The 15,605-nt window shown below is 34.1% G+C and carries 14 protein-coding genes; 3 read left to right on the forward strand and 11 right to left on the reverse strand.

Going from position 1 to position 15,605, the window contains the following annotated elements; translation table 11 throughout:
- Positions 1 to 7 precede the first annotated feature (7 nt).
- From ACGH6Q_RS00065 to murA, 5 genes are all read right to left on the reverse strand, one after another.
- Complete coding sequence (locus tag ACGH6Q_RS00065) at positions 8 to 268, reverse strand: GNAT family N-acetyltransferase (RefSeq protein ID WP_085163896.1); 261 nt, start codon at positions 266 to 268, stop codon at positions 8 to 10.
- A gap of 235 nt (positions 269 to 503) precedes the next feature.
- Positions 504 to 1,466, reverse strand: coding sequence for a 6-phosphofructokinase (gene pfkA / locus ACGH6Q_RS00070; RefSeq protein ID WP_065589614.1), 963 nt, complete (start codon positions 1,464 to 1,466; stop codon positions 504 to 506).
- 93 nt (positions 1,467 to 1,559) lie between these two features.
- Complete coding sequence (locus ACGH6Q_RS00075) at positions 1,560 to 2,456, reverse strand: cation diffusion facilitator family transporter (RefSeq protein ID WP_065589615.1); 897 nt, start codon at positions 2,454 to 2,456, stop codon at positions 1,560 to 1,562.
- Positions 2,457 to 2,467: 11 nt separating this feature from the next.
- Entirely contained in the window at positions 2,468 to 3,043 is a 576-nt protein-coding gene (locus ACGH6Q_RS00080) for a DJ-1 family glyoxalase III (protein WP_085163895.1), read from the reverse strand.
- A 52-nt stretch (positions 3,044 to 3,095) separates the two neighbouring features.
- A complete protein-coding gene (gene murA, locus ACGH6Q_RS00085) occupies positions 3,096 to 4,349 on the reverse strand; it encodes a UDP-N-acetylglucosamine 1-carboxyvinyltransferase (RefSeq protein ID WP_174798879.1) in 1,254 nt (417 codons plus the stop codon).
- 483 nt (positions 4,350 to 4,832) lie between these two features.
- On the opposite strand from murA, the gene ACGH6Q_RS00090 reads away from it, so the two are divergent.
- Together ACGH6Q_RS00090 and can are read left to right on the forward strand one after the other, a co-directional pair.
- Positions 4,833 to 5,924 (forward strand): FAD-binding protein, encoded by a 1,092-nt coding sequence (locus ACGH6Q_RS00090; RefSeq protein WP_411591366.1) that lies wholly within the window; start codon positions 4,833 to 4,835, stop codon positions 5,922 to 5,924.
- A 46-nt stretch (positions 5,925 to 5,970) separates the two neighbouring features.
- Complete coding sequence (gene can, locus ACGH6Q_RS00095) at positions 5,971 to 6,630, forward strand: carbonate dehydratase (protein ID WP_065575142.1); 660 nt, start codon at positions 5,971 to 5,973, stop codon at positions 6,628 to 6,630.
- A gap of 13 nt (positions 6,631 to 6,643) precedes the next feature.
- On the opposite strand, the gene nrdG is transcribed toward can, so the two are convergent.
- From nrdG to trxA, 5 genes are all read right to left on the reverse strand, one after another.
- Entirely contained in the window at positions 6,644 to 7,108 is a 465-nt protein-coding gene (gene nrdG / locus ACGH6Q_RS00100; RefSeq protein WP_065609418.1) for an anaerobic ribonucleoside-triphosphate reductase-activating protein, read from the reverse strand.
- A 16-nt stretch (positions 7,109 to 7,124) separates the two neighbouring features.
- Positions 7,125 to 9,260 carry an anaerobic ribonucleoside-triphosphate reductase gene (gene nrdD / locus ACGH6Q_RS00105; RefSeq protein WP_085163892.1) on the reverse strand — a complete coding sequence of 712 codons (2,136 nt, stop codon included), beginning with the start codon at positions 9,258 to 9,260 and terminating at the stop codon, positions 7,125 to 7,127.
- A 342-nt stretch (positions 9,261 to 9,602) separates the two neighbouring features.
- Positions 9,603 to 11,018: an NADP-dependent phosphogluconate dehydrogenase gene (gndA, locus tag ACGH6Q_RS00110; RefSeq protein WP_411591369.1), complete on the reverse strand. Its 1,416-nt coding sequence runs from the start codon at positions 11,016 to 11,018 to the stop codon at positions 9,603 to 9,605.
- A 172-nt stretch (positions 11,019 to 11,190) separates the two neighbouring features.
- Complete coding sequence (gene rho / locus ACGH6Q_RS00115) at positions 11,191 to 12,453, reverse strand: transcription termination factor Rho (RefSeq protein ID WP_034910472.1); 1,263 nt, start codon at positions 12,451 to 12,453, stop codon at positions 11,191 to 11,193.
- A gap of 362 nt (positions 12,454 to 12,815) precedes the next feature.
- Complete coding sequence (gene trxA, locus ACGH6Q_RS00120; RefSeq protein ID WP_085163891.1) at positions 12,816 to 13,142, reverse strand: thioredoxin TrxA; 327 nt, start codon at positions 13,140 to 13,142, stop codon at positions 12,816 to 12,818.
- A 150-nt stretch (positions 13,143 to 13,292) separates the two neighbouring features.
- Between trxA and rhlB the strand changes: the two genes are divergently transcribed.
- Positions 13,293 to 14,522: an ATP-dependent RNA helicase RhlB gene (rhlB, locus tag ACGH6Q_RS00125; protein WP_411591371.1), complete on the forward strand. Its 1,230-nt coding sequence runs from the start codon at positions 13,293 to 13,295 to the stop codon at positions 14,520 to 14,522.
- Positions 14,523 to 14,675: 153 nt separating this feature from the next.
- Here rhlB and ACGH6Q_RS00130 read toward each other — a convergent pair whose 3' ends face one another.
- Positions 14,676 to 15,302: a TfoX/Sxy family DNA transformation protein gene (locus ACGH6Q_RS00130; protein WP_411591373.1), complete on the reverse strand. Its 627-nt coding sequence runs from the start codon at positions 15,300 to 15,302 to the stop codon at positions 14,676 to 14,678.
- Between the last annotated feature and the right edge of the window lie 303 nt (positions 15,303 to 15,605).

Below are 15,605 nucleotides of genomic sequence, written 5' to 3' on the forward strand. Positions count from 1 at the left end.
GTGCCTTTCAATCTGATTTTCTAGTTAATTTCTTAATAGCAAACGAGCAAATAGGAATAATCTCACGCTTTTCTTGCTGTAATTTTTCTACTACAAGGTCTAATAAATTATCTGCAATACCTTGACCACGATACGCAGAATCAACATAAGTATGATTAATAGTAGCTTTATCTTTCCCTACCCTTGCAAAGGTCATTTCAGCTATTTCTTTATTATTAGCATCACAAGCATAAAAACGATCATTATCTTCTAAAAAATGTAGTGTCATAAAATTACCAATATAACATTGTAATTAGTTTACTATGATTCACATCCATACTTGATAAATAAAAACTCTTTTATTATTAAAAGCAGCCTAATTCCATATCGACTCATTTTAAAGGAGTTAGTAGATAAACAAATAGGTGACTGTCATAAAATATCATTTTTACCAGTTCACCTATTAATAAAACAATCAGATATTTATCTACTACTAATTATGCTTAAATGGCACAATTAACAATTTAAAATAATCGTTTGGCTGTATTGTATAGATCCATATCAAATGGACGCTTCATATTATTGATAGCATCTATAATATCGTGATGTACTAATTTACCATTTTGTACGCCAACGCTTCTACCTGCATAGCCTTGTAGCAGTAATTCAACAGCATAAGCCCCCATACGAGACCCCAAAATACGATCATAAGGGACAGGAGAACCACCACGTTGAACGTGCCCTAATACTGTGGCACGAGTTTCGTGATGAACAGCAGCTTCAATGTCTACTGCAAGTTGATTTACATCACACATATGTTCTGTAACAGTCACAATTGCATGTTTTTTACCTTTTGCAAAGCCTAGTTTAATTTCTTCGATTAGATCTTCCTTCGTATAAGAAACCTCTGGAATAATCATAAATTCACAACCGCCAGCAACTGCTGCATTTAAGGTTAAATCACCACAATCTCTCCCCATTATTTCAATAACTGAAATTCGGTTATGTGAAGAACAAGTATCACGTAATCTATCGATTGCTTCAACTGCAGTACTAAGTGCAGTAAAATAACCTATAGTATAATCAGTACCACGAATATCATTATCAATAGTTCCTGGTAAACCAATACATGGAAAACCTTCTTCAGTTAATCGCATTGCGCCCATATATGAACCATCACCACCAATAACAACTAAAGCATCAATTTGATGTTTTTTTAGATTAGCAATGGCTTTTTGTCTTACAGCTTTATCTTTAAATTCTGGAAATCTAGCCGAACCAAGAAATGTACCACCACGAGTAATAATATCAGATACACTTGAACGCTTTAGTTGAACAATGCGATCTTCACAAAGTCCCATATAACCATCATAAACACCAAAAACATCCAACCCTTCTGATAATGCTGTTCTCACTACACCTCGAATAGCAGCATTCATTCCTGGAGCATCGCCACCACTGGTTAAAATACCTATTTTTCTTATCATATAAAATAACTCCAAATTATTAACTTTTAGTTATTATAGAGTCTTAACAGATATCTAACAATAGACAATAAAAGCTATTTTTGATTAAGTTTTCTACTTCATCATTTCGATGGGCACAACAGAAATTGGGTCTTGATGAATAATCACCGTTGCAGGAGAAAATTCTTTAGAAATATGTTTTTCAATAGCATCAGCAATGGCATGAGCAGTGATTAAAGGCATATCATCGTCTAATTCAAGATGCAATTGAATAAATTTGAGAGGGCCTGCTTGGCGGGTCTTTAGATCATGAAAACCTCTTACATCTGGATATGAAGCAACAATTTCAGCTATTCGCAAATTATCACTATCTGGTAAAGCATGATCTAATAGGTCTTTAATTGCATTATGTGCAATGTGATAAGCATTATAACAAATATACAAAGCAATAAAAATTGCAAAGGCCGCATCAGCATAAGTAATGCCATACCAACTTAAACAAAGTGCAATTATAACAGCAATATTCAACAACATGTCAGAAGAATAATGCAACATATCGGCTTGAATAGCATTACTTTTAGTGATTTTTACAACATATCTTTGATACAAAACAAGAATGCATGTCACTACAGCAGAAACAGTTGAGACAATAATCCCCAACAAAGGTTCCTGCAGTTCATTCGGATAAATAAAAGAGCGAATGCTAGAAAGTAATAAAATTATTGCAGAACCAATAATAAACGCACTTTGTAATAATCCTGCCAAAGATTCTGCCTTGCCATGACCAAAAGTATGATCAGCATCTGCGGGCTTTAGTGCATAACGAACTAAAAAAAAGTTAACACCAGAAGCAAGTAAATCGATACTTGAATCTAATAATGAAGCAAATAAACTTATTGAACCAGTAAACCAACAAGTAATAAATTTAATTAAAATTAAGGAAATAGAGATTGAAACGGCACCTAGCGTCGCTCTTTTAACTAATTTTTCATACAAATGTGAATTTGACATTTAGTACCTATTTATTGATAGGATTCAATTCCCAAAGGAAGAACTAATTGCCGAGCAATTTCAGCTGCTTTTATTCGGCCTAACAACGCATCTATAATTTTTAAAGCAAAATCAATAGACGTTGCGGGACCTTGGCTAGTAATAACTTTATACAACTCATCAAAATAAACTCTATCGGACTTCCAATTTTTGAACGCCTCTTTAGTGGTTGGATAACCAGTCATATATGCGTGTGGAAATAAGTTATGATGTTGTAAAACCATAGCTGGAGAAGCGCAGATTGCAGCAACAATACCGCCACTTTGGTGCGTTTGTTTCAATTTTTCGATTAGCAATGGACAATCTCGAAAATTTTCAGCACCTTTAACACCTCCAGGTAAAACAACAACATCAAAATCAATGTATTGAACATCCGAAAGTATTTTTTTTGCCAAAATGGTAACTCCTCGAGAACATTCAATTTCACGAGAACTTGAAATACTTACAGTAGTAACTTTAATATCGGCTCGGGTTAATAAATCGATAGTGGTTACCGCTTCTGTTTCTTCACAACCATTCGATAAAAACACCAATGCTTGCTTTGTCATCATTACGCTCCTTTTGAAAAAACAACTTATTAATTTTTTTAGCGAAAATGAATTATTTCACCCTTTCAATATTGGCGCCTAATTTTCTTAATTTTGCTTCAATATTGTCATAGCCTCGATCTATATGGTAAATACGATCAACAGTGGTTAAACCTTCAGCAATACAACCAGCTAAAACTAAACTCGCTGACGCCCGCAAATCCGTCGCCATCACTTGTGCACCGCTCAATGTTTCAACACCATGGGTAATTAAGGTATTACCTTCAATTTCTGCTTTTGCACCCATGCGAATTAGCTCAGGAACATGCATAAATCGATTTTCGAAAATGGTTTCTTTAATGATTCCTGTACCTTCAGCAACCATATTTAGCAATGAGAATTGTGCTTGCATATCAGTAGGAAAACCTGGATGCGGAGCAGTATGAATGTTAACAGCTTTTGCCCTTTTTCCTTGCATATCTAAACAAATCCAATCTTCACCTACCTCAATCTTAGCACCAGCTTCCTTCAATTTAGAAAGCACCGCATCAAGTAGGGTTGGATCAGTTTTACGGCAAGTGATTTTACTTCTAGATATAGCTGCCGCAACTAAAAAAGTCCCTGTTTCAATACGATCAGGAACTATTTCATGTATACCACCACCTAAACGTTCAACCCCTTCTATCTCAATACGCATTGTACCAGCACCAGTAATTTTAGCGCCTAGCATATTTAAGAATTTAGCGGTATCAACAATTTCAGGTTCACATGCTGCATTTTCGATGATAGTTTTGCCTTCAGCTAAAGTTGCGGCTGACATAATCGTAACGGTCGCGCCAACACTCACTTTATCCATGACAATATGAGTACCTTTTAGTTTTCCATTGACTGACGCTTTAACATAGCCTTCATCAAGTGCGATTGTCGCACCAAGTTGTTCAAGACCACTAATATGAAGATCAACAGGCCTTGCACCAATAGCACAACCGCCAGGTAATGAAACTTGTCCTTGCCCAAAACGAGCGACAAGAGGGCCTAAAGCCCAAATTGAAGCACGCATAGTTTTTACTAGCTCATAAGGTGCACAGTAGTTATTCAGATGACCTGCATCAAGGTAAATAGAATCATTTCGTTCATATTTTACACCTAGCTGGCCTAGCAATTCCAAAGTTGTATCGATATCTTTTAATTTAGGAACATTTCGAAGTTCTACTGGTTTTTCCGCCAAAATTGCAGAAAATAAAATGGGTAGCGCAGCATTTTTTGCGCCAGAAATAACCACTTCGCCATTTAGCGATGTTGGACCTGTTACGTGAAACTTTTCCATTGTTAACTCTTATGCGTGATAAATTGGCGATTATTATAGAAGCTATTTACTAATAGTTAAATGAATTTCATTAAAAATTGAAAATGTCGCTTTTTTGAGATCAATTAAAACAACTAAAAATCAATAAGTTAAAAATTTTATCTTATTTTGAATCTAGTAAATAATTACGATTAATCAATGATTGACTCAAACAAATTAGCGCCTTATAGTGAATATACTATTTTCACATACAATTTGGGTTATATGATATAGACCGCAAGGCGCCATTATTTCAATACGATAATATTCAGTCGAGGGAAAAATATATTTGATTCACTTGCAAAAACAAGTCAGATTAATAACAAAAATAAATTCATTAAAAAAGAACGTTTATATCTAATTTTATACTGAAACACATAGTTACCTGAAACTTTTTTACAAGTTAACTGGCATAGAGAAGTGCTCATCTTTAATAGTCACACATAATTTAATTTGCTAACATAAATGGATTTTAAACATGGTAAAAAAGAACTACACAATAACATGGATTACGATATCGCGATTATAGGACTAGGGCCTGCTGGCAGTACGCTAGCCCGTTTACTGAGTCCTTCATTCAAAGTCATTGCATTAGATACAAAACATAAAACGGGAAATGGCGGATTTCATAAACCTTGTGGGGGACTATTAGCAGATGATGCACAAAAAGCCTTTGCTAGGCAAAATATAAACTTACCCGCTGATATTTTAACTGATCCTCAAATTTTTAATGTCAGAACTTATGACTTACAAACCAAACTTGTTCGCAATTATCAGCGGAGTTATGTAAGTTTTGATCGGCACAAATTTGATCTGTGGCTAAAATCACTAATACCATCAAATGTAACCGTCCTTCATAATACACTCTGTAAAGAAGTAAGACGCATTATTGATGGTTATCAGATCACTTATCTTGATGAAAATAAAAATGAACACAACGCCACTGCTCAATATGTGGTCGGTGCTGACGGTGCCAATTCTCTGGTTAGACGAATGCGATATCCTCAACATACGATAAGACAATATGTAGCGATACAACAATGGTTTAAAGAGCAACATCCAACGCCATTTAATTCTTGTATATTCGACAATGAATTAACAAATTGCTACTCGTGGAGTATTTCAAAAAATGGTTATTTTATCTTTGGCGGTGCTTTCCCTAAAAAGGTAGCGAATCAAAATTTTGAACAATTAAAAGAAAATTTAACTAAACAAGGGTTTATTTTTGGTAAACCTCTCAAAACAGAAAAATGTTTAGTGGTCTATCCAAATCGGCTACGTGATTTTTATACTGGTAATGAAAATATTTTTTTAATTGGTGAAGCTGCTGGTTTTATTAGTGCAAGTTCGTTAGAAGGTATTAGCTATGCTTTAGATAGCGCTGAAATTTTAAGTAAAATATTAAATAGTGGCCATCCAAAACCTAATAAATGTTATTATCAACGTACAATACCATTACGCTTCAAACTTTATAGTAAAATTGTTAAAGCCAAACTATTAACAACTCCTTTGTGGCGTAAATTAATAATGAAAAGTAAGATTCAGCATATTGAATAACTTAAAATAAAAAAATAATAATGAAATATATTGGGAAATATTAATTATGTTTGATGTAAACGATCTGATCCGTTTTAACCACGAATGGTCAGAAAAAATAGAGCAAGAAGATCCTGAATTTTTTAAACAACTTGCAGTTGAACAAAATCCTAAATTTTTATGGATCGGCTGTTCAGACAGTCGTGTGTCAGCAGAAAAACTCATTAAGTTAAAGCCAGGTGAGTTATTTGTGCATCGTAATGTCGGTAATCTTGTAATACACACTGATTTAAACTGTTTATCTGTCGTTCAATATGCAGTGGATGTACTTAAAATTGAAGATATCATTGTTTGTGGTCATTTAGGTTGTGGTGGAATTCGTGATGCGGTTGAAAATCCTGATTTAGGGCTAATTAATAACTGGTTACTGCATATTCGTGATCTTTGGTTTCGAAACAGCTCACTTCTAGGGGAATTTCCTCCCGATATCCGTTTGGATGTTTTATGTGAACTTAATGTAATCGAACAAGTCTACAATCTTGGACACTCTACAATTATTCAATCTGCATGGCAACGAGGTCAAAAGATTAATTTGCATGGTTGGGTTTATGGAATTCATAATGGCAAAATTACTGATTTGCATATCACTTCATCAAGTAGCGAAAATCTTGAAATTAACTACCGAGAAGCTATTTCTTATCTTCTAAATTTACATAAATCTCACTAATTAGCCCATGATTTTATTTAAAACGATGGATAACTTGATTGCTGCTTCCTCGCCATAATAGACGAGGATCAGCAAGTTCCTGCACAAATTTTCCATCAATTAACACATCAATATAAGGAATAACTGCTTGTTGTTCAGCAGTTAACTCATCAAGCTTATACCCAGTCCAAAGCCAGATATCTTTATTATCGCACTCAGATTTAACACGTTGGACCAGTTTTAATATAGTTGCAACGTTTTGAGGATGCAAAGGATCACCGCCAGAAAGCGATAATCCTTGACGTTTTATTTCAGTATCTTGTAAATCTTTAATGATTTGATCTTCAAGTGCTTGTGTAAATGGTAAACCAGAATTTACTCCCCATGTACTTTTGTTATAGCAACCTGGGCACTGATGTACACACCCGGCAACAAAAAGAACACAGCGAGTTCCTTCCCCATTAACAACATCGACAGGATAATAACGATGATAATTCATAAATATTTATTGATTATTAACCAATTTGACCATTATTTAAATGTTTAACTCGACGTTTTACTTCTTCTTGTTTACCTGCATTGAATGGGCGGGCATCAGGACTACCTAAATATCCACAAACACGACGAGTAACCGATACTTTTGAAGAATCATGATTACCACAACTTGGGCAAACAAAGCCTTTGCTGGTACAAGAAAATTCACCGGTATAACCACATTCATAACATTCATCTATTGGCGTATTAGTCCCATAATAAGGAACTCGTGAATAACTATAATCCCAAACATCTTCTAATGCTTTGATATTGTTAATCATATTTGGATATTCGCCATAACAGATGAAACCACCATTAGCAACTTGAGGATAAGGTTTTTCAAATTCGATTTTTTCGTACGGATTAACCTTTTTCTCAACATCAAGATGGAAACTGTTAGTGTAATAACCTTTATCAGTAACACCTGGAATTACACCAAATTCAGCCGTATCAAGTCGGCAAAATCGATCACATAAATTTTCGCTTGGTGTGCTATATAAACTAAACCCATAACCGGTTTCGTTCTTCCATTGATCCACCGCATTACGTAAACGCTCAACAATTGCCACACCTTTTTCGCGTAATTTATCACTATCAAATGGATGCGTTTGATTTCCGTAAAGTGCATTTAATGTTTCATGAAGACCAATATAACCTAAAGAAATTGAAGCTCGCCCATTTTTGAAAATTTCAGAAACATTGTCATCTTCGTTAAGCCTTACACCACAAGCACCTTCCATATATAAAATTGGTGCCACTCTTGCTTTTACGCCATCAAGTCTAGCAATACGCGTCATTAATGCTTTTTTACATAGTTCTAAACGTTTATCTAAAATTTCCCAAAATCGAGCTTCATCACCTTTAGCTTCAATAGCTATACGAGGCAAATTTAGACTAATTACACCTAAATTATTGCGCCCATCATGAATTAACTGGCCGTTTTCTTCATAAACGCCCAAGAAACTTCGACAACCCATTGGCGTTTTAAATGAACCCGTCACTTCAACAACTTTATCGTAATTTAAAATATCTGGGTACATCCGTTTACTTGCACACTCAAGTGCAAGTTTCTTAATATCATAATTAATATCGCCCTGTTTATGGTTAATACCATCTTTAATGGCAAAAACAAGTTTTGGAAAAACTGCTGTTTTATGATTTTTACCTAATCCTTTGATACGAACTTTTAAAATAGACTCTTGAATTAAGCGTGATTCCCAACTAGTTCCTAAACCAAAACCAAAAGTAACAAACGGAGTTTGTCCATTAGCTGTGTGTAAAGTGTTTACTTCATATTCAAGAGATTGAAATGCATCATAACACTCTTTTTGAGTGCGACTTTCAGCATAAGCTTCTGGATTTGGGATATTCCATTCTTCAGCCACTTGTTTGTGTTTGTTATAACTAATAGTAACAAACTTTGCTAAAACTTCATCGATACGATTAATGGTCGTGCCACCATAAATATGGCTAGCCACTTGCGCTATAATTTGTGCAGTTACCGCAGTTGCTGTAGCAATTGATTTTGGAGGCTCAATCTCAGCATTACCCATTTTAAAACCATTTGTTAACATACCATCTAAGTCAATTAACATACAGTTAAACATAGGGAAAAATGGCGCATAATCTAAATCATGATAATGAATTTCACCACAATCATGAGCACGAGAAATATCTTTAGGTAATAAATACTGCTTTGCATAATGCCTTGCTACAATACCCGCAAGTAAATCACGTTGAGTTGGAATCACCTTGCTATCTTTGTTAGCATTTTCATTTAAAATGGCGACATTACTTTGCTCAATTAGTCCTCGAATATCCTGATTTAGACGGCTACGTTCTTCTCGAGCACGATCACGATCATGGCGATACTCAATATAAGTTCTCGCTAATTTTTTATAAGGGCCTGACATTAACTGATTTTCAACTGCATTTTGAATTTCGTTGATATCAACACTTTCACGTTCGCTCATTTGATTAGTAACAACACGAGCAACCGTTTCGCAATAATCAGGATCATGAACATTCGTCGCCACAGCTGCTTTGACAATTGCATCTTTAATTCGAGTCTCATTAAATGCAGTTTGACAACCATCTCGTTTTATTACTACAGGCATATATACTCCTCAATATCCATCAATAACTCGCGTTAGTCACAGGTGTTATACCAACATTAATATTCGTTGTTATTATTCATTTTTTATCAAATCATTAGTTTTTTGATATAATCCCGAGGTTTTCTACCGCTTAAATAACACTATATATAGTAAATAATATTCAATTATACACAATATATAGTGTTTTTCTAGGCTTTTTAATAAATGAAATCACTTGACAAATTTAAAATCAATAATGACAAGGAGTTATGAAATATTGAGATACAAAAGGGAAAAAGCTATACAAAAGTGCAAACTTACTTGCACTCTTGTATAGCAAAATAAGATTATAAATTGAAAATATTAAGATTCAATATTTAACCAATCGGTATGGAACACACCTTCTTTATCAATACGCTCATAGGTATGAGCACCAAAATAATCTCTCTGAGCTTGAATCAAATTAGCTGGTAATACCGCTGATCGATAACTATCATAATAAGCAATCGCTGCTGAAAGTGTTGGAACAGCAATACCTTGTTGTACCGCTAAAGATACCACATCACGTAATGATTGTTGGTAAGCCTCAACTGTTTGATTAAAATAAGGCGCTAACAATAAATTATCAATCTCATTATTATCGGCATAAGCATCAGTAATTTTTTGAAGAAACTGTGCACGAATAATACACCCTGCTCTAAAAATCTTAGCTATTTCACCATAATTTAAATTCCATTGATATTTATGAGAAGCAGCTTTTAGCTGTGCAAAACCTTGTGCATAAGAAATAATTTTACCCATATACAGTGCTTTACGGACTTTTTCTATGAACTCCTGCTTATCACCACTATAAGGCGCTTTTTGAGGACCTTTTAACACTTTTGCCGCCGCAACTCGCTGATCTTTAATTGCTGATAGATAACGAGCAAATACAGACTCAGTGATTAAAGATAAAGGCTCACCCAAATCTAAAGCACTTTGGCTGGTCCATTTACCTGTACCTTTATTGCCTGCCGCATCTAAAATCACATCAATTAAATAATTACCATCTTCGTCTTTATGCTTAAAGATATCAGCGGTAATTTCGATTAAATAACTGTCTAACTCGCCTTTATTCCAATCTGTAAACACCTCAGCAAGTTCATCATTAGTTAAACCAACAGCATGTTTTAATACCGAATAGCTTTCAGCTATCAGTTGCATATCGCCATACTCAATGCCGTTATGAGCCATTTTTACATAATGACCAGCGCCATTTGGACCTATATAAGCAACACAAGGCTCACCATTAGCCTTAGCTGCAATCTTCTCTAATATTGGTGCAACTAATTCATAAGCCTCTTTTTGCCCACCAGGCATAATTGATGGACCTTTTAGCGCTCCCTCTTCGCCACCTGAAACACCAGTACCAATAAAGTTAAATCCTTCTGCTAACAATGTTTTGTTTCGACGAATTGTATCTTCAAAATAGGCATTCCCGCCATCGATAATAATATCACCTTTATCTAAAAGTGGACGCAACTCATCAATTACCGCATCGGTACCTTTACCTGCTTGCACCATAATCAGGATACGGCGTGGTTTTTCTAAAGAATTGACAAAATCTTCAATTGTATAATAAGGAACCAATTTCTTATCAGAATGTTCAGCCATGACTTGTTCTGTTTTATCTTTAGAGCGATTATAAATAGCAACAGAAAATCCTCGACTTTCAATATTGAGCGCAAGATTTCGCCCCATAACTGCCATTCCAATAACACCGATTTGTTGTTTTGACATGATTTGGCTCCTTTATTAAACCTCTATAACCTTAACCATAAGGTTTTAACAACACCTAAAACTTAATTAAGTTTTATAAATTACGCTATATTTTGCCATAAAAAAAGCCGTATCAGAATACAATACGGCTCTTTTTCGTGACTTTAATGATATTTACTATCAACTGAATAAATCATGAACGTTTCATCATTTCGAAAAACTCATCATTAGTTTTAGTCATGGCAAGTTTATCGATCAAGAACTCCATTGCATCAGTCTCACCCATTGGGTTAAGAATTTTGCGTAAAATCCACATTTTTTGTAGTTCATCAGGCGAAGTCATTAGATCTTCTTTACGTGTACCTGAACGATTAAAGTCAATAGCAGGAAACACACGACGTTCAGCAATTTTACGCGATAAATGGACTTCCATATTACCTGTACCTTTAAACTCTTCATAGATAACTTCATCCATTTTAGAGCCAGTATCAATCAATGCTGTTGCAATAATTGTTAAACTACCACCTTCTTCCACATTACGTGCTGCACCAAAAAAACGTTTCGGACGATGTAATGCATTCGCATCCACACCACCAGTCAACACTTTACCTGATGAAGGAACAACTGTATTGTATGCACGAGCCAAACGGGTGATCGAATCTAATAAAATAATCACATCTTTTTTATGTTCAACCAAACGTTTTGCGCGTTCAATAACCATTTCAGCAACTTGAACATGTCTTGCTGCTGGTTCATCGAATGTCGATGCAACAACTTCACCTTTAACTAGACGCTGCATTTCGGTCACTTCTTCGGGACGCTCATCAATCATTAATACAACTAACTCGCATTCAGGATGATTAACCGCTAAGCTTTGTGCAATATTTTGTAAAAGCATTGTTTTACCTGCTTTTGGTGGTGCAACAATCAAGCCACGTTGACCTTTACCAATTGGTGATGCTAAATCAAGAACTCTTGCGGTGATATCTTCGGTAGAACCGTTACCTCGTTCCATTCGTAAACGAGAATTTGGATGAAGTGGAGTTAAGTTTTCGAAAAGAATTTTATTGCGGGCATCTTCTGGTTTATCGTGATTTACTTCATTTACTTTTAACAAAGCAAAATATCGTTCACCTTCTTTTGGCGGACGGATTTTACCTGCAATGGTATCACCAGTCCTTAAATTAAATCGTCGAATCTGACTTGGTGATACATAAATATCATCAGGACCAGCTAAATAAGAGCTATCAGCTGAACGCAAAAAGCCAAATCCATCTTGCAAAATTTCCAGTACGCCATCACCAAAAATATCTTCACCACTTTTGGCATGTTGTTTTAAGATTGCAAAAATAATGTCTTGTTTTCTAAGTCGGGCAAGATTTTCAAGCCCCATCTTTTTTTCTCCAAGCGCTACAAGCTCGGAAACAGAAGTGTTTTTTAATTCAGTTAAATTCATAATGTTAAAAATTCTTGAGGATAAAATTGATATGTTTGCAATTTAATATTATTTTTGTATATTTGTTTAATTCGCTTATAAAAAAGCTCTCTTACAACACTTAAATTCAATCGATTGCTAAGCTTTTGATGATAATTGAACATTTGAATATAGAATTTCACCACTTTACCAATAAAAACAATGAATTACAGAAAGGGATACATGTAAGAGAAGCACAGATTACACTAAAATCATTAATTTGTCTACAATTAATTGAATATAACTATTATAAATTAATAAATCTAGTAAAATTAAAGACACAAAAAAGAGTAATGCAAAATTCATTACTCTATTAACCATATTATAAAAACATAAAGTAACTATTACAATTGAGGATTAATAAAATCTCTAAGTTGAGCTTTAGATAAAGCTCCTACTTGAGTGGCAGCTACTTGTCCGTTTTTGAAAATCAATAAAGTAGGAATACCTCGAATACCAAATTTAGGTGCTATATTGGGATTTTCTTCAATATTCAATTTGGCAATAACTATCTTATCGCTATATTCTTGAGCTATTTCTTCCAAAATCGGAGCAACCATTTTACAAGGCTTACACCATGAAGCCCAAAAATCAACGAGTACTGGTTTCGATGATTCATTAACTACTTTATCAAAAGTTGCTTCTGATAACTGAACGATATTATCACTCATTTTTGTCTCCTACATTTTTACTTTTTACAATAATAGAATACTTTGAATTTCTCTACTAGCAATTAGTATAATAGGATATAATTATTAGTGATGTCACTATATTTAGTGTGTTATAATCTGACAATTCTGATAATTATATTCACAACAATAATGATTCAATCATATCTTACCAAAACAACTTTTAGCCAATTTCCTCTTCATCCTTCAGTGTTAAAAGCACTTGAAAAAAAAGGATTTGTTTATTGCACACCAATTCAAGAAAAGACATTACCGCTAACCACTAACGGAATGGATATTGCAGGGCAAGGACAAACAGGAACAGGCAAAACCATGGCGTTTTTAGCATCAACATTTAATCACTTGTTGAATCATGAGCCTTTACCTGATCACAAAATAAATCAACCAAGGGCAATAATTATTGCCCCTACACGCGAATTAGTTGTACAAATATACCATGACGCTGAACGGCTATCTGAAGAAACAGGATTAAAATTAGGATTAGCTTTTGGTGGTGATGGCTATGATAAACAATTAAAAATGCTTTCCACAGGGGTCGATATTTTAATTGCCACAACAGGACGATTGATTGATTATGCAAAGCAAAATTATATTAATTTAGACGCAATTCAAGTTGTCGTATTAGACGAAGCCGATCGCATGTTTGATTTAGGATTTATCCGTGACATACGTTGGGTTTTCAAACATATGACACCACCACAAAAAAGATTAACCATGTTGTTTTCTGCAACATTAACACACAACGTGCGTGAATTAGCCTTTGAGCATATGAATAATCCTCAGTATATTGAAGTTGAACCAGAACAAAAAATTGGGCATCGCATTAAAGAAGAACTATTTTTCCCATCTAACGAAGATAAATTAGCACTTTTACAAACACTAATTGAGGAAGAATGGCCTGATCGTTGCATTGTGTTTGCTAATACCAAAGTAACTTGCGAAAAGATTTGGCGGCACCTTATCGCTGATGGTCATCGTGTTGGATTATTAACTGGTGATATTGCTCAGAAAAAACGTTTATCAATTTTAGAACAATTTACCCAAGGTCATCTTGATATTTTAGTTGCTACCGATGTCGCAGCCAGAGGATTACATATACCTAATGTTACTCACGTTTTTAATTATGATCTGCCTGATGATTGTGATGATTATCGTCATCGAATTGGAAGAACAGGGCGTGCAGGAGCTAGAGGTTACTCAATTTCATTAGCCTGTGAACGTTATTCACAAAATTTACCTGCTATTGAAAAAGCAATTGATCATGCTATTCCTGTTAGTCAATATGATCCTTCTGCGCTACTGGTTGATTTGCCTCATCCCAAACCATTTAGACGTCCACCACGTAGAAAACCATCAAATTGACTAAACTAAATAGTAGATAGAAAACATAAATAATATCAACCATAAAAAATTATCTAAAAATGTAATTATACTTCATCGTAAAGCATTTTTAGATAACTGTTATTATTATGGTGATATTATTATAAGTACTTTGATCAACATAGCCAGTCAAAATTATTCTTTATATGAGTCATTATCCATCTGGTTTAAAAAACATTGATATTCAAGTTCAATTTCTTTTTTAGTCTCCTTGGACAAAGTTGCAACATGAAAACGATGTAAAGAACTATATAAAACAAACAATATATTAATGGAAATGGTTTCTTTTTTTTGTTTTATTTTATAATATGCATTCAAATAACCTACCTTTTGAAAGGTATCAACATCTTTAATTCCAACACTACACAATAACCTTTCTAACGACAAAGTCATATTTGGCAACTCTTTTATCCGTTTTGCTTTGATTTCGTTTTTTTCATATTGCTCTTTTTTAGTATACTTTATCACCATCTGTACCATAGAAAACAGTTTTTCATGATCCTTAAAAAGTTCATTACCTACCTTATAATAATCAAGCAATTTAGTAGACATGCCTGTCGTTATACTTAATGGCTGCATACCCAAATCAATAAAAAGTGAACGATAATTTGGATGCCCTCTTAAATAAAAGCTTTTTTGGGTAACCCAACCAAACATTATATCTTTACTATTAACACTAAATCCTCCAAAAAACGTTTTAATTGAAATATCTTCAACGTCAGAAAGCTCTGTTAAAATTCGATTTGCAAATGTTGAGCACATAATTAATTTCCATCTAAACTTTATTGAGTAACTGAAGTAACTTACTAGTTAATCTAAATTATAGTTATTTTATATTCAAACTATTTCTAAATTAATACATAAATATGCGATCTGCATTCCATATATAAACATAAAATACATTATTACTTGATAAATTATATTTTTGTGAAATTAAATTAATTTTTGTAAAGAGTTTTAGCAAAGAAAGACAAAGCTAAATAGTTAGAAAAAAAGAAAATAGCTTTAACATTGTTATTCTGTCGTAATAATTATACAATCACGGGGTCATTAATTTTGGTACCT

The organism is Gilliamella sp. BG2 (genome assembly GCF_046635645.1).
GTDB lineage: Bacteria > Pseudomonadota > Gammaproteobacteria > Enterobacterales > Orbaceae > Gilliamella > Gilliamella bombi.